This window comes from Azospirillum lipoferum (assembly GCF_024170005.1).
GTDB classification, from domain to species: domain Bacteria; phylum Pseudomonadota; class Alphaproteobacteria; order Azospirillales; family Azospirillaceae; genus Azospirillum; species Azospirillum lipoferum.
Window position 1 is genome coordinate 283,420 of the sequence record NZ_JALJXJ010000003.1, and the last position, 21,552, is coordinate 304,971.

The 21,552-nt window shown below is 68.0% G+C and carries 20 protein-coding genes; 13 read left to right on the forward strand and 7 right to left on the reverse strand.

What is annotated here, in order from left to right; genetic code table 11:
* Nucleotides 1–2: 2 nt before the first annotated feature.
* Entirely contained in the window at nucleotides 3–992 is a 990-nt protein-coding gene (locus J2848_RS08725; RefSeq protein ID WP_149229390.1) for a 2-hydroxyacid dehydrogenase, read from the reverse strand.
* A gap of 249 nt (nucleotides 993–1,241) precedes the next feature.
* On the opposite strand from J2848_RS08725, the gene J2848_RS08730 reads away from it, so the two are divergent.
* The 3 genes from J2848_RS08730 (at nucleotide 1,242) to J2848_RS08740 (ending at nucleotide 4,771) form a co-directional block, all read left to right on the forward strand.
* The gene (locus tag J2848_RS08730; protein ID WP_170306929.1) at nucleotides 1,242–1,787 is read left to right on the forward strand and encodes an SH3 domain-containing protein; all 546 of its coding nucleotides are present in this window, start codon (nucleotides 1,242–1,244) and stop codon (nucleotides 1,785–1,787) included.
* Nucleotides 1,788–1,895: 108 nt separating this feature from the next.
* Complete coding sequence (locus tag J2848_RS08735; protein WP_149229389.1) at nucleotides 1,896–3,131, forward strand: argininosuccinate synthase; 1,236 nt, start codon at nucleotides 1,896–1,898, stop codon at nucleotides 3,129–3,131.
* A gap of 230 nt (nucleotides 3,132–3,361) precedes the next feature.
* Entirely contained in the window at nucleotides 3,362–4,771 is a 1,410-nt protein-coding gene (locus J2848_RS08740) for a methyl-accepting chemotaxis protein (protein ID WP_149229388.1), read from the forward strand.
* Nucleotides 4,772–4,820: 49 nt separating this feature from the next.
* Here the strand turns inward: J2848_RS08740 and J2848_RS08745 are convergent, their stop codons facing one another.
* Nucleotides 4,821–6,860, reverse strand: a complete 2,040-nt coding sequence (locus J2848_RS08745) for an elongation factor G (RefSeq protein WP_149229387.1) — start codon at nucleotides 6,858–6,860, stop codon at nucleotides 4,821–4,823.
* A gap of 629 nt (nucleotides 6,861–7,489) precedes the next feature.
* Here J2848_RS08745 and J2848_RS08750 point away from each other — a divergent pair.
* From J2848_RS08750 to J2848_RS08760, 3 genes are all read left to right on the forward strand, one after another.
* Nucleotides 7,490–7,972 carry a cache domain-containing protein gene (locus J2848_RS08750; protein WP_149229386.1) on the forward strand — a complete coding sequence of 161 codons (483 nt, stop codon included), beginning with the start codon at nucleotides 7,490–7,492 and terminating at the stop codon, nucleotides 7,970–7,972.
* A gap of 50 nt (nucleotides 7,973–8,022) precedes the next feature.
* Nucleotides 8,023–9,735: a methyl-accepting chemotaxis protein gene (locus J2848_RS08755; RefSeq protein ID WP_149230407.1), complete on the forward strand. Its 1,713-nt coding sequence runs from the start codon at nucleotides 8,023–8,025 to the stop codon at nucleotides 9,733–9,735.
* A gap of 194 nt (nucleotides 9,736–9,929) precedes the next feature.
* On the forward strand, nucleotides 9,930–10,397 hold the full coding sequence (locus J2848_RS08760; RefSeq protein ID WP_109074614.1) for a Dps family protein: 468 nt from the start codon (nucleotides 9,930–9,932) through the stop codon (nucleotides 10,395–10,397).
* A gap of 96 nt (nucleotides 10,398–10,493) precedes the next feature.
* Here J2848_RS08760 and J2848_RS08765 read toward each other — a convergent pair whose 3' ends face one another.
* Entirely contained in the window at nucleotides 10,494–12,167 is a 1,674-nt protein-coding gene (locus J2848_RS08765; RefSeq protein WP_149229385.1) for a sensor histidine kinase, read from the reverse strand.
* A gap of 183 nt (nucleotides 12,168–12,350) precedes the next feature.
* Between J2848_RS08765 and mtnA the strand changes: the two genes are divergently transcribed.
* Nucleotides 12,351–13,442 (forward strand): S-methyl-5-thioribose-1-phosphate isomerase, encoded by a 1,092-nt coding sequence (gene mtnA / locus J2848_RS08770; protein WP_149229384.1) that lies wholly within the window; start codon nucleotides 12,351–12,353, stop codon nucleotides 13,440–13,442.
* 12 nt (nucleotides 13,443–13,454) lie between these two features.
* On the opposite strand, the gene J2848_RS08775 is transcribed toward mtnA, so the two are convergent.
* Together J2848_RS08775 and J2848_RS08780 are read right to left on the reverse strand one after the other, a co-directional pair.
* On the reverse strand, nucleotides 13,455–13,673 hold the full coding sequence (locus tag J2848_RS08775; RefSeq protein WP_149229383.1) for a hypothetical protein: 219 nt from the start codon (nucleotides 13,671–13,673) through the stop codon (nucleotides 13,455–13,457).
* A gap of 179 nt (nucleotides 13,674–13,852) precedes the next feature.
* Complete coding sequence (locus J2848_RS08780; RefSeq protein WP_149229382.1) at nucleotides 13,853–14,116, reverse strand: hypothetical protein; 264 nt, start codon at nucleotides 14,114–14,116, stop codon at nucleotides 13,853–13,855.
* A 449-nt stretch (nucleotides 14,117–14,565) separates the two neighbouring features.
* Between J2848_RS08780 and J2848_RS08785 the strand changes: the two genes are divergently transcribed.
* Complete coding sequence (locus tag J2848_RS08785) at nucleotides 14,566–14,817, forward strand: YMGG-like glycine zipper-containing protein (protein ID WP_149229381.1); 252 nt, start codon at nucleotides 14,566–14,568, stop codon at nucleotides 14,815–14,817.
* Nucleotides 14,818–14,862: 45 nt separating this feature from the next.
* On the opposite strand, the gene J2848_RS08790 is transcribed toward J2848_RS08785, so the two are convergent.
* On the reverse strand, nucleotides 14,863–15,630 hold the full coding sequence (locus tag J2848_RS08790) for a hypothetical protein (protein WP_149229380.1): 768 nt from the start codon (nucleotides 15,628–15,630) through the stop codon (nucleotides 14,863–14,865).
* 35 nt (nucleotides 15,631–15,665) lie between these two features.
* Entirely contained in the window at nucleotides 15,666–16,808 is a 1,143-nt protein-coding gene (locus J2848_RS08795) for a Do family serine endopeptidase (RefSeq protein WP_149229379.1), read from the reverse strand.
* 232 nt (nucleotides 16,809–17,040) lie between these two features.
* Between J2848_RS08795 and J2848_RS08805 the strand changes: the two genes are divergently transcribed.
* The 5 genes from J2848_RS08805 to lhpI all read left to right on the forward strand — a co-directional run bounded on the left by J2848_RS08805 (nucleotide 17,041) and on the right by lhpI (nucleotide 21,450).
* Nucleotides 17,041–18,030: a protein phosphatase CheZ gene (locus J2848_RS08805; protein ID WP_246193607.1), complete on the forward strand. Its 990-nt coding sequence runs from the start codon at nucleotides 17,041–17,043 to the stop codon at nucleotides 18,028–18,030.
* Nucleotides 18,031–18,036: 6 nt separating this feature from the next.
* A complete protein-coding gene (locus J2848_RS08810) occupies nucleotides 18,037–19,311 on the forward strand; it encodes a pentapeptide repeat-containing protein (protein WP_149229378.1) in 1,275 nt (424 codons plus the stop codon).
* Nucleotides 19,312–19,578: 267 nt separating this feature from the next.
* The gene (gene ihfB / locus J2848_RS08815) at nucleotides 19,579–19,860 is read left to right on the forward strand and encodes an integration host factor subunit beta (RefSeq protein ID WP_085090428.1); all 282 of its coding nucleotides are present in this window, start codon (nucleotides 19,579–19,581) and stop codon (nucleotides 19,858–19,860) included.
* Between the two features lie 62 nt (nucleotides 19,861–19,922).
* Nucleotides 19,923–20,321 (forward strand): lipopolysaccharide assembly protein LapA domain-containing protein, encoded by a 399-nt coding sequence (locus J2848_RS08820; RefSeq protein ID WP_149229377.1) that lies wholly within the window; start codon nucleotides 19,923–19,925, stop codon nucleotides 20,319–20,321.
* A 169-nt stretch (nucleotides 20,322–20,490) separates the two neighbouring features.
* Entirely contained in the window at nucleotides 20,491–21,450 is a 960-nt protein-coding gene (gene lhpI, locus J2848_RS08825) for a bifunctional Delta(1)-pyrroline-2-carboxylate/Delta(1)-piperideine-2-carboxylate reductase (protein WP_149229376.1), read from the forward strand.
* Nucleotides 21,451–21,552 lie beyond the last annotated feature (102 nt).

Sequence of the window (21,552 nt, forward strand, 5' to 3'; positions counted from 1 at the left end):
CCTTACAGCAGCGCCTCCAGAACGCGGTCGGGCGGGGCGTGGCCGTCGGTGAAGGTCTTGATGTTGATCACCACCTTCTCGCCCATGTCGATGCGGCCCTCGATGGTGGCGGAGCCCATGTGCGGCAGCAGGACGACATTGTCCAGCCGCAGCAGCTTCGGGTTGATCGCCGGCTCATGCTCGAACACGTCCAGGCCGGCGCCGGCGATCTCGCCCTTCGACAGCATGCGGGTCAGCGCCACCTCGTCGACCACCTCGCCGCGCGAGGTGTTGACGATGTAGCAATGCGGACGCAGCAGCTTCAGCCGGCGTTCCGACAGCAGATGGTAGGTGGCCGGCGTGTGCGGGCAGTTGATCGACACGATGTCCATGCGCGCCAGCATCTGGTCCAGGCTGGACCAGTAGGTCGCCTCCAGCTCCTGCTCCAGCTCCGGATGGACGCGGCGGCGGTTGTGGTAGTGGATCGACATGCCGAAGGCGCGCGCCCGCTTGGCCAGCGCCGAGCCGATGCGGCCCATGCCCAGGATGCCCAGCCGCTTGCCGCTGATGCGGTGGCCCAGCATGGTGGTCGGCCCCCAGCCGGTCCATTGGCCGGACCGCACCAGCCGCTCACCCTCCGCCACGCGCCGCGCGGTGGCCAGCAGCAGGGCCATGGTCATGTCGGCGGTGTCCTCGGTCAGGACGCCGGGGGTGTTGGTGACGATGATGCCGCGCTCCCGCGCCGCCTTCAGGTCGATATGGTCGACGCCGGTGCCGAAGGAGGCGATCAGCCGCAGCTGCGGTCCGGCGGCTTCGATCAGCGCGCGGTCGATGCGGTCGGTGACCGTCGGCACCAGCACCTCGGCGATGTTCATCGCCTCCTGCATCTGGGCCGGGGTGAGCGGCACGTCGTCCGGATTGAGCCGGGTGTCGAACAGCTCCATCATGCGCGTCTCGATGACGTCCGGCAGCTTGCGGGTGACGACAACGAGCGGCTTCTTCTTGTCGGTCATCGGTGCTGGTCCTCCCTTGCCCCGGCTGCCCGCATCTGAAGGTCTCGGCACGGGCTGCTCCGGTCCATGGTTGCCATACCAAGCGGTCGGGGGACTGTCCAGAAGTCCGTCGCGAAAGGCCGTCCTGCGGCAGGCTGTTCGCACCCTCCGCCCCTTCCAATCAGGGGTGGCGGCGCTTGCCCTATCGAACGGGTGGTCTCTATAGTGCGGCCCGGTTTTCCCGTCCCCTGTCCAAGCTCCGGTGCCGCCATGCCTGTCCGCCGCTCCGTCCTCGCCGCGCTGGCCCTGATTTTGGGGTTGGGGGTGGGGCTTGTCGCGGGCGGCACGGCTACTGGTACGGGCACGGCGCTCGCCGCGGAGGGCAAGGACCCGACCCACGCGTCGGGCCTGCCGATCCCCCGCTTCGTCACCGTGCGCGTCGGCGAGGTGAACCTGCGCTCCGGCCCCAACGGCAGCTATCCCATCGAATGGGTGTTCAAACGCAAGGACATGCCGGTGGAGATCATCCAGGAATTCGACACCTGGCGCCGCATCCGCGACTGGGAGGGGGCGGAAGGCTGGGTGCACCAGAGCGCGCTGTCCGGCCGCCGCGGCGTGCTGATCGTCGGCCAGACCCGCGCGATCCATGACGCGCCGCGCGGCGACAGCGCCGTGGTGGCCCGCGCCGAGCCGGGCGTCATCGGATCGCTGAAGAAGTGCCGCGACGAGTGGTGCGAGGTCGACGTGAAGGGCTATCGCGGCTGGATGAAGCGTGCCGATTTCTGGGGAACCTACCCCGGCGAGAAGATCGAGTAGGCCATCCCGGCCCTTCTCAGGATCCGATCGGCGCCGGCAGGGCTTGAAGGCGGGCGGGAAAGGCCGTACGGTCGCGGCCTTACCTTTCTCTACTGCAAGAGCAGTCCCATGAGCGGCGCGTCCGGCAAACAGATCAAGAAAGTGGTGCTCGCCTATTCGGGCGGCCTCGACACCTCGGTCATCCTGAAGTGGCTGCAGGAGACCTATTCCTGCGAGGTGGTGACCTTCACCGCCGACCTCGGCCAGGGCGAGGAACTGGAGCCCGCCCGCAAGAAGGCCGAGCTTCTGGGCATCAAGCCGGAAAACATCTTCATCGACGATCTGCGCGAAGAGTTCGTTCGCGATTTCGTCTTCCCGATGTTCCGCGCCAACACGCTCTATGAGGGCACCTACCTGCTCGGCACCTCGATCGCCCGGCCGCTGATCGCCAAGCGCCAGATCGAGATCGCCAACATGGTCGGCGCCGACGCCGTCGCCCATGGCGCCACCGGCAAGGGCAACGATCAGGTCCGCTTCGAGCTGGGCTATTACGCCCTGCGCCCGGACATCACGGTCATCGCGCCGTGGCGCGAGTGGACTCTGAACAGCCGCACCACGCTGCTGGACTACGCCGAGAAGAACCAGATTCCGATCGCGAAGGACAAGCGCGGCGAGGCCCCCTACTCCACCGACGCCAACCTCCTGCACATCTCGTATGAGGGCAAGGCGCTGGAGGATCCGTGGGTCGAGCCGGACGAGGACATGTACACCCGCTCCGTCGCCCCTGAAAAGGCGCCGGATACCCCGACCTACATCGAGGTCGAGTTCAAGAACGGTGACGCGGTCGCCATCGACGGCAAGGCGCTGTCCCCGGCGGCCCTGCTGACCGAGTTGAACCGGCTGGGCGGCGAGAACGGCATCGGCCGCCTCGATCTGGTCGAGAACCGCTATGTCGGCATGAAGTCGCGCGGCGTCTACGAGACCCCGGGCGGCAGCATCCTGCTGGTGGCGCACCGCGCCATGGAGAGCATCACGCTCGACCGCGGTGCCAGCCACCTGAAGGACGAGCTGATGCCGCGCTACGCCGAGCTGATCTATTGCGGCTACTGGTGGAGCCCGGAGCGTCTGGCCATCCAGGCGCTGATCGACCAGACCCAGTCGCTGGTCAACGGCACGGTCCGCCTGAAGCTGTTCAAGGGCAACGTGACGGTCGTCGGCCGCAAGTCGCCGAACTCCCTGTACCGCATGGACTATGTGACCTTCGAACAGGACAGCGTCTACAATCAGAAGGACGCGGAAGGCTTCATCAAGCTGAACGCGCTCCGTCTGCGTCTGGGCGCGATGGCCAAGCAGAAGCTGGGCTGATCGATCGTCCGAACTTCTGGATGGTGATGCTTTCGAACCCGCCGACGGTCTCCCGCCGGCGGGTTTTTCTTATCCGGCATGCCGGACGTTCCGCATTTCGTCAGTCGGCATCCACTATGCGTGTAAATTGAACCTTTACGGCTTATTTAACTTTTTGGATCATTAAGTGCGCCCTTGAAGATTTCCGCGCGAACATCCGTGTGCGAAAAGCATCATCGAGGGTCATGTCAATGGTTGAAGCGCTGAATGGCCGGCGAGCCGTCGGCATCGTTGTTTCCATTCTGGCCTTGCCGGCCGCACTCCTGGCCGGAAGCGGACCTGCGGCCCTGTCCGGCTGGGGCTTCTGGCTGGCGCTGGTTGTCGGGTTGGCAATATTGACGGTCGGGCTGCTGCTGGGCCGGGAAAAGGGGAACACCCCGGCCGGGAGCGCCCTCTCTCCCGAAGATGCGATGAGCCTGATGACGTTCGAAAAATCGGCCGACCCGATCCTGGTCGCGACCATGGAGGGGTTCTGCGCCTGCAACGAGGCCGCCGTGCGCTTCCTGCGGGCGCGGGCGCGGAACGACATCGTCGGCATGCAACCATCCGCCCTGTCGCCGACGACGCAGCCGGACGGACGCTCGTCGCAGGAAGCGGCGGTGCAATACATCACCAGGGCGGCCAGGGACGGCTTCGTCCGCTTCGACTGGCACCACCGCCGGCTGGACGGCAGCCTCGTTCCGGTGGAGGTGACGCTGGTGGCCTGCAAGCAGGGGAACAAGGACTACGTCATCACCTATTGGAAGGATCTGACCGTCCTGCTGGAGGAACGCCAGCGCAGCCATAAGCTGGCGGAGGAGGTGTCGGAGCTTGCCAACCGGTCGGCGACCATGGCCACCGACATGCAGACCATCGCGCATTCCCTGTCCAGCCTGTCGCAGGAGGGCGAGGAGAAGATGGAGCAGGCGACCGTCTCCGCCAATCAGGTATCCGCCGACACCCAGGCCGTGGCCACCGCGACCGGGCAACTCGCCGGCTCGATCAACGAGATCGCTCAACGGATCAGCGAGGCGGCCGGCATCTCCAACAGGGCGGCGGATGAGACCGGGCGGGCCGACGCGATGGTGCAGGGGCTGGCGGAGACCGCCAGCAAGATCGGCACGGTGGTCAAGCTGATCCAGGACATCGCCAGCCAGACCAACCTTCTGGCGCTGAACGCCACCATCGAGGCCGCCCGCGCCGGCGAGGCCGGCAAGGGCTTCGCCGTCGTCGCCGGCGAGGTGAAGAATCTGGCAAACCAAACCGCGAAGGCGACGGAGGACATCACCGGCCAGATTTCCCTGGTTCAGGACCAGACCCGGCAAACAGTCGAGGCGATCAAGAACATCGGGCTGGTGATCACGCAGGTTCGCGAGATTTCGTCCGCCATCGCCGCCGGCACTGAACAGCAGGGGGCAACCACGCATGACATCGCCCAACGGGTGCGGTCGGTCGCGGACAGCACCCGGATGGTCGCCGCCCACATTGATGCGGTCGCCCATGCCGCGGCGAAGAGCGGCGAGATGTCCGCGGAGGTTCTGTCTTCCGCCAACAACCTGAACGGGACCTTTGATCTGCTGAAGACCAAGGTCAAGGAGTTCGCGGCCGCCGACGCACGGTAAACGGACCCGCTCCACTGCCCGCCAACCGGGCGGTGGAGCGGCCAACCGCTTATTGTGCCGCCAGCATGTCGCGGCGGATTTCCACGGCCCGGTCGGCCGCCTTGCCGACCACCTCCTGAAGCCGTTCGAACTCGGCGCTGTAGCTGCCGACGCCGAAGGTCAGCGACCGCAGCTCGACGATCAGGTCCTGCATGTCGGCCTGCGGCATGCATGCCTTCACCTCGTCCCAGCCGGGCCAGCCGGGCCGCGCGTCGAAGCCCAGGAGCTGGCCGCGCCGGCCGCTGACCAGACGCTGCACCTTCGGCGTGAAGGCGCTGGGCACCGCGATGGTAACGGTCAATATCGGCTCCAGCAGCACCGGCTCGCAGGCCGGCAGGGCATCGGCCATCGCCTGCCGCGCGACGGTCTTGAAGGCCATGTCGGAGCTGTCGACGGCGTGGAACTGGCCGCCGGTCAGCGCCACCGCGAAATCGACCACCGGAAAGCCGAGCGGACCGCGCACCGCCGCCTCGCGGACGCCGGCCTCCACCGCCGGGATATACTGGCGCGGCACGGCGCCGCCGACCACCGCATCCTCGAACTGGATGCCCGACCCCCGCGGCAGCGGCCGGATCTCCACATGGATGTCGGCGAACTGGCCGTGGCCGCCGGTCTGGCGCTTGAAGCGGGCGTGGTGGCTGGTGCCCTTGCGGATCGTTTCCTTGTAGGGAACCTGCGGCGGCTGGCCCTTCACCGCGACATTGAAGCGGCTGCGCAGCCGGTCCATCGCCAGCTTCAGATGCACGTCGCCCTGCCCCCACAGCACCAGTTCGCCGGTTTCCGCCGACTGATCGAGCGTCAGGGACGGGTCCTCCTCCCGCAGCTTCTGCAGGGCGGCGGACAGCTTCACCTCGTCATTGCGGTTCTCCGCACGCAGCGCCAGCCCATGCACCGGCGGGGCGGCGGCCGGCCAATCGGCGGGCGGGCCGAGATTGGCCTTCTCGGTCAGCCGGTCGCCGGTCACCGCCTTCTCCAACCGGCCGAGGGCTACGAGGTCGCCGGCGACCGCCTGCGGCACCTTGGTCTGGTCGCGGCCGAACAGCTGGAAGATGCCGGACACCCGCTCTCCCCCCAGCGTCATGCCGTCGCTGACGGTGCCGCGCCAGATGCGGGCGAGGCTGAGCTTCCCGGCGTGCGAGCCCATCATTGTCTTGACCACCTGCGCGGCAACCGCCGCGTCGGCCGGGATGTCGATGCGGGCCGCGGTTGTGGCAACCTCCGGTCCCTCATGCCGCAAGGCCTTCAACAGGCGGCGAACGCCATTGTCGTTCTCCGCCGAACCGAAGAAGACCGGGACGATCAGGTCGTCGGCCAACTCATGCGCCAGCGTCTCGTACAGTTCGGCGCTGTCGGGGGCCATGTCCTCCAGCAGCTTTTCCAGCAGGCCGTCGTCAAAATCGGCGGCGGACTCCAGCATCGCCTGCCGTGCCTCCGCCTCCCAGTCGCGGGCACTATCGGGCAGGGCCACCAGGTCGGACGGCTTGTGCGGGTTGAAGCGCCAGGCGCGTTCGCTGACCAGATCGACCAGCCCGGTGATCTGGCCGTTCTCGCGCAGCGGGACCTCGCGCAGCACCAGCTTTCGGGCCGAGACCTCCTGATAGGCGGCGACAACATCGCGCACGCGCAGATCACCCAGCGTGTCGATCTTGTTGATGAACAGCAGATGCGGGATACGGTGGTCGTCCAGCACCTTGAACAGCGGGGCCAGCAGCACCGCCTTCTCCGGCGCCGCCTCCGCCACCACGACGGCGATGTCGGCGGCCATCAGCGCCGCCTGCGCCTCCCCCGTCAGTTCGACCGAACCGGGGCAGTCCAGGATCGACCAGCGTTCGCCCAGATAATCGAAGGAAGCGACGTTCAGCTCGGTGCTCATCGACCGGGCTTTCGCCTCGGGCGACGTGTCGCCCACGGCATTGCCGTCGCGCACGCTGCCCTTGCGGGTGACGGCCCCGGCGGCGAACAGCAGGCTTTCCAGCAGTGTCGTCTTGCCGGCGAGATAGGGGCCGACCAGCGCCGCGCAGCGCGCCGTCCGGATTTGCGTATGCGGCATTCACACCTCCCGTCGAAGCTTCGGGTCGTCGTGACCGGGCTGCCGGGGCCGGGGCCGGGAATGGGCCGCTGGCGCCGGCCGCCGGAGCGGCCCGTTCGCGTGTGGCTTTTAAGACTGGCACCAAAAAGAACTGGCACTTCGAGAAGACTGGCGTCCGGATCGGGGCAACGGGCGGCGGCGGACGCACGCTGGATCAGCGCATCGGGTCCGGAGCCGGGCGGAGCGCCCGCATCGGACCTTCGATGCTCCACCCGAACGACGTGGCTGTCGATGGAAAAAAGGGGCGGCAAACCGTCACGCGCGGGCTGTGTGAACCGGAGATGCGTCGATAAGCCGCAGCATTGGCCGGACGGTTCATCCATCCCCGTCCGATCGCACCGGCTGCACAGCCAATGCGTTCAAATGTAATATGATACTGCCCGAAGGCGCAGGATACCCCCATTCGTTCGTGATATTGCTATGCTGCAACGCAGTGTGATCGTGTCGAAATGCAGCGGACAAACGCATGAAACCTTCTGCTAGTAGCCTCAGGGGAAAATGGCCGCGCGTGAAGGCGATGACGGTCGGATAACACTCTTCGGGGCGTCCGGTGTCCGCCGGTCACCCCGCTAACTTTGGGGAAAGAGCACATGCGCCTGTGGTTTCGTTTACTGGCGGTCGCCCTGATTGCCGTGGGGACTGCCGTTTCCACCCCGCTGTCCACCCCGGCCGTCGCCCAGGAGGCCAAGCCGACTCAGGAGGACGCGAAGTCCATCACCCTGAAGGCGGCAGATCTGATCGCCGCCCAGGGCCTGGACGAGGCTGCCAAGGCCTTCAACACCGAAGGTCCGTTCAAGCACGGCGAGATCTACGTCAACGTCATCGACTTCACCGGCGTCTGGAAGGTCTATCCGCCGCGCCCGGCCGGCGTCGGCCAGAGCGTCATCAACGTCAAGGATCCGGACGGCCGCTTCATCGTCCAGGACGTGCTGGCCGTCGCCAAGGATAAGGGCGAGGGCTGGGTCGAGTATCGCTGGCTGAACCCCGCCAGCAACAAGATCGAACCGAAGGTCACCTACGTGAAGCGCGTGCCCGGCCAGGACCTGGTCGCCTATGTCGGCATCTACAAGTGACGGCTGCGGCGTAAGGCGGTGATCGGCGGGTAGAGCTGTTGGGGGTGAGCATGAACGGCGGTGTCTTTGCGCGTCTGTCCGGCCTGTCGGTGGCAGGCCGTGTGTTCGCAGCACCCCTGATGGGGATCGTCCTGACGGTGGCGGCGCTGGTGCTGGCCGACCGCCAGTCGGAGCAGGCGCTGGGCGCCGTGGACGCCATCCACGGCGAGGCGGCGGAACGGCTGGGCCGCATCGACCGGCTGGTCGCCATCGCCCACGTCATCCACAGCGACGTGTCCCGGCATCTGGCATTGTCGGGCTCCGGCATCGAGGAGGCGAAGCTCCAGGCCATGCGCGACGCCATTGCCGCCAACCTGGGCAAGGCGCGCGCCGCCATCGCGGAACTGCGCGCCATGCCGCTGGCCGACGCGGAGCGGGCGATGCTGGACGAGGTGTCGGTGCGGATCGGCGCCTATGCCAAGGCGGTCGACGAGATGAACCAGATGGCGGCGATCGACCGCCTGATCGGCATCCCGATGATGGCCCACACCGACGACCAGTTCGCGGCCCTGACGACCAAGGTGATGGAGACGCAGGCGGCCATCGGCCGTTCCACCGCCGCCGCCACCCAGGCCACCCGCGATGCCGCCGCATCGGCCCGCCGGGATTTCGCGCTGGTGATGGCCGGGCTGCTGCTGGCGATGATGGCGGCCGGGCTGCTGCTCGCCCGCTCCATCACCCGGCCGCTGCAAAGGCTGTCGAGCAACACGGCCGATCTGGCCGCCGGAAAGCTCGACACCGCGGTCGAGGGCGGCTGGATGCGCAACGAGATCGGTGCCATGGCCCGCGCGCTGGAGGTGTTCCAGACCAACGCCCGCGAGGTGGAGCGGCTGACCGCCGACCAGCAGCGCCAGAAGGCGGAGGCGGAGGCGGAAAAGCGCCGCGCCATCCAGGAACTGGCCGACCTGTTCGAGGCCCGCGTGGCGGAGGTGGTGCAGCTGGTGGGTTCCGGCGCCCATCAGGTGCGCAGCAACGCCGCCGGCATGCTGGAGCGCGCCAACAGCGCCAACCGGCAGGCCGCCACCGTCGCCGCAGCCAGCGCCCAGGCCGGTGCCAGCGTGCAGACCGCCGCCGCCGCGACGGAGGAGATGTCGGCCTCCATCGCCGAGATCGGCGATCAGGTCCGCCGGTCCTTCGACATGGTGCGCGGTGCGGTGCGGGCGGTCGAGGAGACCAACGCCCATGTCGTCGGCCTGTCGGACGCCGCCCACCGCATCGGCGAGATCGTCGGGCTGATCAACTCCATCGCCGCCCAGACCAACCTGCTGGCGCTCAACGCCACCATCGAGGCGGCACGGGCGGGCGAGGCCGGCAAGGGCTTCGCAGTGGTAGCGAGCGAAGTGAAGAACCTCGCCACCCAGACCGCCAAAGCTACCGAGGAGATCGGCACCCAGATCGCCAGCATGCAGGAGGTGACCGGGGCCGCCGTCACCGCGATCAAGGGAGTGGGCGAGACGGTGGTCGGCATCGACGAGATCGTCGGCTCCATCGCCGGTGCCATGGAACAGCAGGCCGCCGCCACCCAGGAGATCACCCGCAACGTGCAGGAAGCCGCAGCAGGCACCTCCGAGGTCTCGCAGACGATCGCCACGGTGTCGACCAGCGCCGGCGAGACCGGCACCGCCGCCGGCGAGGTGCTGCGCGCCGCCGAACTGCTGGACGGTCAGGCGGTGACGCTGAACCGCGAGGTGACCCACTTCATCGGCCGGCTGCGGGCGGGTTGAGGACGGAGTCGGCAGACGGCATACGCCGGCGTCTCATCACCCATCCGCGAAGTTTGGCCGCGAAGTTTAGTCGCATCAGACTTGAAACGATCCGCCTGCGCCCAAGCTGATGTCCGGAACCTGCGGGGTGGCGGCTGGTGACGGCCGCGCTTCAGCCGGGCTATGATGCAGGACACGATAACAAGGATCGAAGCATGAAGATCGACATCGGGATCTCGGACGCCGACCGCAAATCCATCGCCGAGGGGCTGAACAAGGTTCTGGCCGACACCTTCGCGCTCTACATCAAGACCCATTCGTTCCACTGGAACGTCACCGGGCCGATGTTCAACACGCTCCACACCATGTTCATGACCCAGTATACGGAGCTGTGGACCGCGCTGGACGAGATCGCCGAGCGCATCCGCGCCCTGGGCTATCCGGCGCCGGGCAGCTTCTCGCAGTTCGCGCAGCTGGCCTCGATCAAGGAAGAGGCGGGCGTGCCCAAGGCGAACGACATGATCCGCCAGCTGGTCGAGGGCCACGAGGCTGCCGCCCGCACCATCCGCAGCGTCTTCCCGCTGGCCGAGCAGGGCAGCGACGAGCCGACCGCCGATCTGCTGACCCAGCGCCTGCAAATCCACGACAAGACCGCCTGGATGCTGCGCAGCATGCTGGAGTAGTCGCGGGATCGCTCTCCCGACGGTTTGAGCAAAGGTTAAGGGCCTCCCCGCCCGGCAGGATGGGGAGGCCCTTTTCACGTCCGCCCGGCTGATCGCTTACGCCGCGTTCCTGGCGTGCTGGCGGACCGGCAGGTTGGGGATGGTCAGGGTGAAGATGGTGCCGCCGTCGCGCTCGATCTTCAGCGTGGCGCCGGCCTGGTGCGACAGCGCCTGCACCAGATTCAGGCCAAGCCCGCTGCTGGCGCCGCCGCGGCTGGGGCGCTTGTGCTGGCTCGGCATGCCGGCGGGCAGGCCGACGCCGTCGTCGCGCACGATCAGCCGCATGCCGTTTTCCTCGCGCTCCAGCAGCACGCGCACCGTGCCGGGATGGCCGTGCGGGAAGGCGTGCAGCAGGGCGTTGGACACCAGTTCGCTGGTGGCGATGGCCAGCGGCGTGGCGCGGTCGGCGTCGACGATCCAGTCCTGCGCCTCCAGCTCCAGCCGGGCGGCGGTCGGGTTGTCGGAGCGGACCAGCCCGTCGCACATCTGGCGCAGCGCGTCGGCGAAGTTGATGTGCGCCGGCTCGGCCGAGCGGTGGAGCAGCTCGTGCAGCAGGCTCATGGTCTGGATGCGGCGCAGGCTTTCGTCGAAGCCGCGGCGCGCCCTCTCGTCGATGCGGGCGGCTTGCAGGCGCAGCAGGCTGCAGATGACCTGAAGGTTGTTCTTCACCCGGTGCTGCACCTCCTTCAACAGCACCTCCTTGTCGGTCACCGCGGCCTCCAGCTGGGCGTTGGCGCGCTCCAGCTGGGCGGTACGCTGGTGGACATGCTCCTCCAGCGTGTCGTAGGCGTGTTGCAGGGCGTCCTCGGCCTCGCGCTCGCGCCGGGCGCGCTGGATGGCGAGCGCGCCGATCACAGCGACGGTGGCGCAGGCCGCGGCGGCGAAGGCGGCATAGATCCACAGCCGTTCGCTCCAGCGCCGCAGCACGCTGCCGGTGGCGATCGTCACCACGACCGACAGGCCGGTATCGCCGACCGGGCGGGTCACGGTGATGTCGTCGGCGTGGCTGCCGGCCTCGTCCCCCGTATTGCCGCCCATGGTACCGCCGCCCTCCGGCTCGCGCAGCAGCGGCGCGCCGCCCGGCTGAAGGATGGAGATGCTGTGGCCATAGCCGACGTCGAGCGAGCGGTAGACGTCGCGGAAGGCCCGCGCATCCAGACCGGCCACCGCCCAGCCGCGCGGGCTGGCGCCGGCGACGGAACCGCCCGGCAGTGGCTGCGCCAGGAACACCACCGCCCGGCCGCTCGTCTGGCCCCCCATCCGGCCGCTGCCGATGGTCATGCCATTCGGCCTCAACGCCGGCAGGGTGGCTCCGGGGGCCGCGTCCGGCAGCGTCGACAGGCGCAGGGCACCGGCGGCATCGCGGATCTCCAGCCCGACCACATGGGGGGCGCTGGCCGCCAGCAGGCCCATGCGGTCGCGGGTCGCCGCGTCGTCGGGCAGCGGGGTGCCGGGCGGACCGGCCAGCGTGGCCGTCTGGGTCAGCAACAGATCGCCCGACTCGATCAGCCGCGCGGCATGCTCCGCCGCCAGCAGCCCGATGTTGCCGGCGACGCCGGTGGCCTGCTGGACCGCCTCGTTGCGGTCACGCCAGGCGAAGACGGCCGACAGCCCGATGGTCAGCAGAACCGCGGCGGTACAGGCGATCAGGACCAGCGCCGAACCGGGCAGCCGGTAGAGCGGTGAGGATTGGGAACGCAGCGCGCGCAACGGCATCGTGTCGGAAACCATGTGGGGATACGGCCACTTCATGCTTAACCGGAAACGGTAACACCGGCCGGCAGGTAACGGTTCCACCGAACGCTACCCGTGTTGAAGCGGCAGCGGCCACCACCTATTGTGAGGTGCCGACAAAGTCATCCCGCCTTGGTAAGGACCGGGCGGGGCCAAGGCAGGTATAGGGAGGATGGTTTTATGCGGATCGACGGGATGGCCTATCGCACCATCTGGCCGGACGGCGAGGGTGTCGTCGCCATCATCGACCAGACCCGGCTGCCGCACGACTTCGCCGTCGTCCGCCTGACCAGCTTGGAGGAGGCCGCCCACGCCATCCGCGCCATGCTGGTGCGCGGTGCGCCGCTGATCGGTGCAGCGGCGGCCTATGGCGTGGCTCTGGCGCTGCGCGCCGACCCCAGCGACCGCGGGCTGGAACAGGCCTGCGCCACCCTGCTGGCGACCCGCCCGACCGCGGTCAACCTGCGCTGGGCGCTGGAGCGCATGCGTGCCCTGCTGGCGCCTCTGCCGGAGTCGCAGCGTGTCGAGGTCGCCGAGGCGGAGGCCGCGGCCATCGCCGACGAGGATGTGGAGATCAACCGCTCCATCGGCCAGCATGGCGCCACCTTGATCCGCGCCGCGGCGGCACGCAAGGCGCCGGGGGAACCGGTGAATGTGCTGACCCACTGCAATGCCGGCTGGCTCGCCACCGTCGATTGGGGCACGGCGCTCGCCCCCGTCTATGCCGCCTTCGAGCAGGGCATCCCGCTGCATGTCTGGGTGGACGAGACGCGCCCGCGCAATCAGGGCGCCAGCCTGACCGCGTGGGAACTGAAACACCACGGTATCCCTCACACCGTGATCGCCGACAATGTCGGCGGCCACCTGATGCAGCATGGCAAGGTCGACCTGTGCATCGTCGGCACCGACCGCACCACCGCGACCGGCGACGTTTGCAACAAGATCGGCACTTACCTGAAGGCCCTGGCCGCGCATGACAACGGCGTGCCCTTCTATGTCGGGCTGCCGTCGCCGACCGTCGACTGGACCATCGCCGACGGTGTGCGGGAGATCCCCATCGAGGAGCGCGACGGCCGCGAGGTGAGCGAACTGACCGGCCGCACAGCGGATGGTCGCATCGAGACGGTGCGCGTCACCCCCGACGGCAGTCCGGTGGCCAATTACGCCTTCGACGTCACGCCGGCCCGGCTGGTGACCGGGCTGATCACCGAACGCGGCGTCTGCGCCGCCACGCGCGACGGGCTGCTGGGGCTGTTTCCGGAACGTCGCTGAAAGGGGGAAATGTCAGGGGCGACGGTCGGACAGCAGCAGCCGCAACAGCGGCCATCCCAGCTGTCGTGGGCTGTCTTCGGCATTCTTGGCGTCAAGCCATTGATCGGCCAATTCACGAACCTGCCAGTCGCCGAGAAAGCGGTCGCAGTCGATTGCGGTATAGAGTCGAACCCGCTCTTTTCCCAGCCTTTCGAAATAGGCAAGCGTTCTTTGGCGGTCGATGTCTTCCATAGGCCCCAATGAAGCGGAGATTGCGGAACGGCCGGTTCTGACGTCCGCTGATGCTCCGGATATTGGAAGAAGCCTATCGGCTGCGCAACTGTCCGTTCGTCGCGATTCCATCCCCCGGAAGGAGAGTCCGCCGTCTCCCATCGGTGGCCGGCTGCCAGTAGCGGGCTATCGGCGGCGGGCTATCGCTTGCCGGAGTCGAGCCGGCCGGTGTGGACGACGATGTCCGACAGCGGAATGCCGGCCTCTGCCGCGGCCCGTCCCAGCGACCCGCGGTCCGGCCAGCAGAGCCGCCCCCCAATCTCCACCAGCGCCCCTTTGCGTCGGATGACCCACAGGCCGGTGAAGGCCATTTCGATCATCCGGCCCATCGGCAGGGAGGGTGGCAGGGAGGGTGATGGATGGAACGGAACGCCCCGGTCTGATGCTGTGTCGTCGAACGTCATCTCTGGTCTTCCCTGTGCCGGCCTTTCTCCGAAGGCTGTCGCCAAAGCCCACGGCAGGAACCGATCTCTGTTTTCCAGAGGCACGATCCTTTGGCTCCGAACCTTTGTCCTAACCAGATCATTAGGATTTTTCATCGATAAATTTGAGTCTATTTGTGAACGCTCGTACACAATTGAAGTGGTCTTACCACACCACTTGGTAACCATAGTTACAAAGGGGAAATATCCGCCACCGACATGGCGTTGTCTTGACCATACACCTGCCTAGTCTTCGACAACTCTCCAACCCCAAAGGGGTGGATCGATCCGGCCGGACGGCTCCGATACCTCGAAATGGTCACAGCAAGGTTCGGCCCCGCTCACCAAACATAAGCTTGACCGCATTGCCTTGCCCGACGGCGGGGCGGCGGTCGGCTTATCGACGTGCCTATGCTTGAAGGAAGAGACCGATGAAGACCACCATGCGGACATTCACCACCGGGGCGATGGCGCTGCTGATCGGCGCGACCCTGCTCGGCGGCTGTTCGAACCTGAATCATCGCGAGAACCGCGCGCTGACCGGCGGCGCCATTGGTGCTGCCGGCGGCGCGGCCATCGGCGCCGTCACCGGCGGCAGCGCCGTTTATGGCGGCCTGCTGGGTGGTGCCGCCGGTGCAGCGGTGGGCGCGCTGACGGCGGACGATGGCAAGCACCGTCGTTGAAGCAAGCGAGGGTGGGGGGGCGCAGCGCCGGCCGCCCCTCAATCCTTATTCCTCGTCGTCCTCGAACTGGTCGAGGCTGAGGGAACGGACTTCGGTGCTGGGGTTCGGGGCTGGCGGAGCGGACGGCGGCACACTGGCCGGCCGGGCCGCGGCCGGACGGGTGGCGGCCCGGCCCGGCGGCAAATGGGCATTGGGTCCCTTCAGCGGACTGTTCAGCGTGCCGCGCGGGCCGATGCTGGGCTCGTCGCCGAAATCGGGCAAGGGCGGGATGCGGTCCATCACCCGGCGGATCAGGGCGGCGATGCGGTCGGCCTCGGCACGCAGGGCCTGTCCGCGCTCCCCCTCATAGAGGGGATCGTCCAGGAACTTGCGGATCTCCAACACGCCGCGCAGTTCCACCCCGCACATCTCATGCGTACCGATGGGCAGGGCCTTCACCCGCGAGAAGCTGGCGAAGAAGGCGGCGCTGCCCTCCACGAACTGGACCACCATGCGGGCATGCAGACGCTCCAGCGCGGTGGTCATGGGATCGATCAGATCCTCCATCTCCTCAGGCGCCGCATCCAGCCGTTCCTGGGTCAGGGCGGCCAGCGCGAAGAAGTCGCGCACCCGCCGGCTGAAGCGGCGATAGCGGGCCAGCCCGCCGACCGACACCCGCTCGCGCGCCGTCTGGGCCAGCTCCGCCGACTGCTTCAGCATGGCGTCGAGCCGCATCAGCAGCGTCGCGATCTCGCGCTGGCGCTGGGCCGCGCTGCGGCCGGGCGTGGGCGCCGGCGGGGCGGCCGGGCGGCGGGGAGGATTCGAACGCATCATGCCGGTACGGAGTGGCTCCTCACAGCTGGCTTGCCTCAGCGTTGGGTGCGGACGGTAACCGACTTTTGCCCGCCCTCGCGCATCACCGTCAACTGCACCGGCGTGCCGACACGCAGAAGGCCGATGCGGTTGCGGAAGTCGGTGGCGCTGCGGATGGGCCGGCCATCGACCGCGATCACCACGTCGCCGCTGCGCAGGCCGCCGCTGTCGGCCGGCGATCCGCGCTCGATCTTGGCGATCAGCGCCCCTTCGTCGCCCTTCAGGCTCATGCTCTCCGCAAGGTCGGGCGTCAGATCCTGGATGGCGACGCCCAGCCGGCCGCGCCGCACCTCTCCATATTCGCGCAACTGCTCGGTCACCGACCGCACGATGCTGACCGGCACGGCGAAGCCGATGCCGACCGACCCGCCGGCCGGACCGATGATGGCGGTGTTGATGCCGATCAGCTCCCCCTGGAAATTGACCAGGGCGCCGCCGGAATTGCCAGGGTTGATCGAGGCGTCGGTCTGGATGAAGTCTTCGTACCCCTCGATCTTCAGCCCGCTGCGGCCCATCGCCGAAACGATACCGGAGGTCACCGTCTGCCCCAGCCCGAACGGGTTGCCGATGGCGACGACGAAATCGCCGACCTTGGTACGGTCCGAGTCGCCGATGGGCAGGGCGGTCAGCCCGTCGGCCTTGATCTGCAACAGCGCGATGTCGGTGGCGGCGTCACGGCCGATCAGCTTGGCGCGCAGGCGGCGGCGGTCCTTCAGGGTGACCGCGATCTCCTGGGCGTTCTCCACCACATGGTTGTTGGTGACGACATAGCCGTTGCGGGCGTCGACGATCACGCCGGACCCGGCGCTGACCTGCGGCTTGGACTGCGGCATCTGGTCCGGCAGGTTGAAGAAGCGGCGGAAGAACGGGTCGCGCAGCAGCGGGTTTTCCGCCTGGGGCGCCTGGCTCAGCACCGAGATGTTCACGACGGCCGGCGTCACCTGTTCCAACATCGGGGCGATCGTCCCACCGCCGACCGCACCCAGGGGAAGCGCCGCTTCCGCCGGCGAGGCGCCAAGGCCGATGGCGGACCCGGCCCGGCCCAGCGCCGAGTCGGCCGGTGCCACCAGCGCGCCGCCGGCCAGCGCAGCCATCCCGACCGCCGCCGCAAACACCACCGGACGCACCGCCATCTTCATCGCCTGTTCCTTTCCTGCTGGGAATTTCTTGTGAAAACCGTGATCGACCGGGCTGATTTGGGACAAGAAGGAAAGCGGTTCAAGCCTCTCGACGGCTTGGGGCCGCCGGTGCCTCCTGCCCGCCTTGGTCCGTCAGGATCGAGGATAACGCCGACGTGACAGAAACTCCCGGTAAAGAAATTCGATGCTATAGGACAAGGTCGACGCAGCACCCCGGACTTGCCGGGAAGGCGTGGCTGTCGAGAACGGGTTGAGCGCGATGAGCGGCGGGTCACTGCTCGAACTGAGCGAGCAAGAGTATCTGCAGATGGAGGAGGCCCTGTCGCAGACCGCGCGGGGGCGAGCCTTCCTGCGCATGCGCGACCGGCGCAGCCGTGTCGTCGCCTCCGACGAGTTCCATCGGCTGGTAGACAAGCTGGAGACCCAGGTCGACCGGCTGAGCGGCACCTCGTCCAGCGCCTTCACCTCCTTCGTCCCCGGCGGCGACCCGCGCATCCAGCAGGAACTGACCGCCATCACCCAGGTGGTGCGCGAGGCGCGCAGCGACATCGCCGCCCTGAAGGCGACCGACACCGGATCGAACCGGATCGAGGCGGCGACCGGCGAACTGGACGAGATCGTCGCCGCGACCGAACGCGCCACCACCGACATCCTGAACGCGACGGAGAAGATTCAGGAAATCACCATGTCGATCCCGCGCGACGACGCCGATCTGGCCGAACGGATCGATGCGGTCGAGGCGTGGTGCATCGAGATCATGACCGCCTGCTCCTTCCAGGACATCACTGGCCAGCGCACCACCAAGGTCGTCAACACGCTGCGCTACATCGAAGAGCGCGTGAACACGATGATCGAGATCTGGGGCGTCGACCGGCTGACCGCCGCCGATACCCAGCAGAACGCATCGGGCGAGGTCTCCTCCCACCGCAAGCTGGGCGATACCCGACCGGATGCGCATCTGCTGAACGGCCCCCAGCTGGGCGGACCGGAGGTCAGCCAGGACGCCATCGACGCACTGTTCGACAGCGTGCCGGAGGTGGCGGAGCGGGCGGAGCCGTTGCCCGCCGACGTGGCGCCCTCCCCGCCACCGCCCCCTCCTCCGCCACCGCCTCCACCTGTCGCGAAGCCGGCCCCGCCGCCCCCGCCGCCGCCTGCCGATCCGGGCGGCGGCGATGGCGGAGGCGCGATCTCCCAGGCCGACATCGACGCCCTGTTCGCGTGACCGGCCATGGCGCAAGACGGCAAATCCCGCATCCGCCTGACCCAGGACCAGCTCGACCGCGTGTGCGAGCGCCATGTCCGATTCGCCGAAGGGCGTCCGAACGGCGCCCGCGCCAATCTACCCTTCTTCGACCTGTCAGGCCTGTCATTGACCGGCCGCAACCTGACCGGCGCCCATCTGGCCGGCGCCATCCTGCGCGACGCCGACCTGCGCGGAACGGTGCTTGACCATGCCGATCTCTATGGCGCCGACCTGCGCGGGGCCGACCTGTCGGAGGCGAGGCTGTTCCGTACCGACATGCGCGGCGCCAACGTGCGCGGCGCCAAGCTGGACGGCGCCACCATGGTGGAGGTCGACCTGCGCGACGGCAGCATGGTCAACCGCAACAGCGCCGGCGAACTGAAGGTGGTGGGCTTCGACCCCGGACCGGCCGACATGGCGTCGGCCCGCCTGACCAACGCCGACATGGCGCGGGCCAAGCTGTCGGGCAGCTTCGCGCGGGCGGCCGACTTCACCAACACCCGGCTGGCCGGCGCCCGGCTGGACCGCACCGACCTGCGCGACGCCAACTTCTCCGGCGCCGATCTGCGCGGAGCCGACCTCAATGGCTCCGATCTGCGCGGCGCCATCCTGGAGGGGGCGAGCCTGGACGAGGCCGGGCTTGAACTGGCGATCCGCACCGACGAGCAGGCCCAGGCCGCCCGGCAGGCGCCGTACCAGTCCCCGGCGCCCGAACCAGAGCCGGAGGAGACCGCCGCCGCCGAATTGCCGGCCCTGCCGGTGGACCAGCTGGACAGCATGCTGCGCCAGCACATGATCTGGCTCGGCACCAGCGGCAAGCAGGGCTGTCAACTCGACCTGACCGGGCTGAACCTGGAAGGGGCCGACCTGACGGGCAAGATCCTGACCCTGGCGAAGGGCAGCGGCGCCCGGCTACGCCATGCCCGTCTGAACGGCGCCCAGTTGCAGGCCGCCCAGTTCGACGGCGCCGACCTGCGGTCCGCCGATCTCAGCCGCGCCGATCTGCGCGGGGTGAAGCTGGACCGCGCCATCCTGATCGACAGCCGGCTGGACGGCGCCAACCTGGGCATGCTGCTGGTCAGCGCCGGGGCAAAGGTGATGCGCGCGTCGCTGGTGCGGGCGCGGCTGGCCGGCGCCTCGCTGAGCCAGACCAACCTGAAGGGCAGCGACCTGACCCTGGCCGACCTGACCGGCTGCGACCGCTCCTCGGCCGTGCTGGAGGGCGCCATCCTCGAAGGAACGCGGCTGAGCGGAGCCTGAACCGGTAGCGGGTTTCTTTCGCGAAGCCGTTGATTGGTTTCAAATTTCCGTCACGTTCCATGCCGGAGGTTGCCGCCGCCGACCTTGGCCGGAAGATGTTCATTGGTGGAAGAGCGCCTTCCACCGTCCGGAAAAACGATTGTGTCGTAACGGCTTAGCTCCGCGGGTGGGGCTTGACGCCTCATGCGGCCGGTGGCACGCTGCTGTCCAAGCGTGGCGCAGCCCGACCATAAGCGCCCCGCATCGAATGGGGGAACGTCAACGATCATGACCAAGTCGGAACTGATCCAACGGCTGGCGGAGCGGAACCCGCACCTGTACCAGCGCGACATCGAGAAGATCGTCGGCACCATCTTCGACGAGATCACCGAGGCGCTGGCGCGCGGCGACCGGGTGGAGCTGCGCGGCTTCGGCGCTTTCTCCATCAAGAAGCGGGACGCGCGCACGGGTCGCAACCCCCGAACCGGAGAATCGGTTGACGTCGGCGAGAAATGCATCCCTTTCTTCAAGACCGGCAAGCAGCTTCGCGAGCGTCTGAACACGGAGTGAGCGCCGGCCCGGCCATGTCTCAGCGCCGTATTCCGGCCGTATCACTCTAAGGAACCTTTGCCTTGCGCCATCTTTCCTGGATCGTCACCATTCCCGTGGCCCTCGTCGCGATCCTGTTCGCGATCTCCAACCGCGGTATCGTGACCCTGTCGCTGTGGCCGCTGCCCTTCACGCTCGAAACGCCGGTGTATCTGGCAACCCTGATCGCGCTGGTGGTGGGTTTCCTGGCCGGCGGCTTCGTCGTCTGGAACAGCCAGCGCCGCCATCGCCGCCGCGCCCGCCGCGAAGGCAACCGCGTGCTGTATCTTGAACGCGAGCTGAAGGAGGCGCAGGCCCGCGCCGCCGCCGCCGAAAAGCGTCTGGCCGAAAGCACCCGTCCGGTTTCCGGCCCGGCTGGCACGCTGCCCGGCTCCACCCTGCCGGTTCCGGCCGCCCAGGGCACGGCGCCGACCGTTCACTAGGGTCTATCAGATGCTTACTGAAGCATCTGATAGACCCTAGACATTGATTTTCCGTGCGATTCACGCTTCAGACGATTTCGTCTGAACCGATCGCACTCTAAGCGTCACCAGTCACAAAGGTCCGTCCGTATAGGGCGGATCGGGTTTGCCGGCCGGCGGGAGGGAGTCCATGCGCACCGTCAGCGGCGCCGAGCTTCGATCCGTTCTGCACCACCGCATGCTGGTCGAGCGCCTGCGGCAGACCTTCCGCACCGGCGTGGAAACCCCGCCGGCCCACCGCCATCGGGTCGAGACCTACGGCACCAGCGACGCCGCCCTGCTGATTGCCCCCGCCTGGCAGGTGAATCAGACGATCGGCGTGCGCATCGACACTGTTTTTCCCGACAATGCCGGCAGCGACCTGCCACAGAGCCAGGGCGTCTATCTGCTGGTCGACGGGAAGACCGGCGTGCCGCAGGTGCTGATGGACTCCTCCACAACGCTCGGCCGGCGCAGCGGCGCAGCATCCTCGGCCCTCGCCGCCTCCTATCTGGCCCGGCCGGATGCGGAGCGGATGCTGGTGGTCGGCACCGGCCCGCTGGCGCTGGAACTGGTGGAGGCCCACACCGCCGTGCGCCCCCTCCGGCATGTGCTGGTCTGGGGACGCGATCCCCAGAAGGCACGCAAGCTCGCCGCCCGCTTCCACCGGCCGAAGTTCCGCATCGAGGCGACCGCCGACCTGGAAGGGGCGGTGCGCGGCGCCGACATCATCGTCTGCGCCAGCGCGGCCCGCGACCCGCTGATCCGCGGCGACTGGCTGCAACCGGGCCAGCATCTGGATCTGCTGGGCGGCGTGACGCCGGAGATGCGCGAAGTCGATGACGAGTGCATCCGCCGCGCCCGCGTCTTCGTCGACAGTCGCGACCGCACCCCGGCAGAGGCCGGCGACATCGCCCAGCCGGTGGCCTCCGGCGTGCTGACCCCAGACGACATCGCCGGCGACCTGTTCGAACTCGGCCGCGGCGAACGGGCCGGCCGGCGCTTCTACGACCAGATCACCCTCTTCAAGTCGGTCGGCACCGCGCTCGCCGATCTGTGCGCCGCCCGGCTGGCGACGGAAATGGTGCTGCACAACGATTCGATCCGCTGAACCGGGCCTTATGGAGCGAAGCTTAGGCTTGGGTCTCCGAAAGATGAGGTTACGGACAAACTGTCCTGCGCTACTGTTTCACGATGATTCCCGCCCAACCGA

Bases quoted from the DNA above. Each gene is read 5' to 3' on its own strand.
- J2848_RS08725 (WP_149229390.1), bottom strand. From the start codon at position 992: ATGACCGACAAGAAGAAGCCGCTCGTTGTCGTCACCCGCAAGCTGCCG.
- J2848_RS08730 (WP_170306929.1), top strand. From the start codon at position 1,242: ATGCCTGTCCGCCGCTCCGTCCTCGCCGCGCTGGCCCTGATTTTGGGG.
- J2848_RS08735 (WP_149229389.1), top strand. From the start codon at position 1,896: ATGAGCGGCGCGTCCGGCAAACAGATCAAGAAAGTGGTGCTCGCCTAT.
- J2848_RS08740 (WP_149229388.1), top strand. From the start codon at position 3,362: ATGGTTGAAGCGCTGAATGGCCGGCGAGCCGTCGGCATCGTTGTTTCC.
- J2848_RS08745 (WP_149229387.1), bottom strand. From the start codon at position 6,860: ATGCCGCATACGCAAATCCGGACGGCGCGCTGCGCGGCGCTGGTCGGC.
- J2848_RS08750 (WP_149229386.1), top strand. From the start codon at position 7,490: ATGCGCCTGTGGTTTCGTTTACTGGCGGTCGCCCTGATTGCCGTGGGG.
- J2848_RS08755 (WP_149230407.1), top strand. From the start codon at position 8,023: ATGAACGGCGGTGTCTTTGCGCGTCTGTCCGGCCTGTCGGTGGCAGGC.
- J2848_RS08760 (WP_109074614.1), top strand. From the start codon at position 9,930: ATGAAGATCGACATCGGGATCTCGGACGCCGACCGCAAATCCATCGCC.
- J2848_RS08765 (WP_149229385.1), bottom strand. From the start codon at position 12,167: ATGGTTTCCGACACGATGCCGTTGCGCGCGCTGCGTTCCCAATCCTCA.
- mtnA (WP_149229384.1), top strand. From the start codon at position 12,351: ATGCGGATCGACGGGATGGCCTATCGCACCATCTGGCCGGACGGCGAG.
- J2848_RS08775 (WP_149229383.1), bottom strand. From the start codon at position 13,673: ATGGAAGACATCGACCGCCAAAGAACGCTTGCCTATTTCGAAAGGCTG.
- J2848_RS08780 (WP_149229382.1), bottom strand. From the start codon at position 14,116: ATGACGTTCGACGACACAGCATCAGACCGGGGCGTTCCGTTCCATCCA.
- J2848_RS08785 (WP_149229381.1), top strand. From the start codon at position 14,566: ATGAAGACCACCATGCGGACATTCACCACCGGGGCGATGGCGCTGCTG.
- J2848_RS08790 (WP_149229380.1), bottom strand. From the start codon at position 15,630: ATGATGCGTTCGAATCCTCCCCGCCGCCCGGCCGCCCCGCCGGCGCCC.
- J2848_RS08795 (WP_149229379.1), bottom strand. From the start codon at position 16,808: ATGAAGATGGCGGTGCGTCCGGTGGTGTTTGCGGCGGCGGTCGGGATG.
- J2848_RS08810 (WP_149229378.1), top strand. From the start codon at position 18,037: ATGGCGCAAGACGGCAAATCCCGCATCCGCCTGACCCAGGACCAGCTC.
- ihfB (WP_085090428.1), top strand. From the start codon at position 19,579: ATGACCAAGTCGGAACTGATCCAACGGCTGGCGGAGCGGAACCCGCAC.
- lhpI (WP_149229376.1), top strand. From the start codon at position 20,491: ATGCGCACCGTCAGCGGCGCCGAGCTTCGATCCGTTCTGCACCACCGC.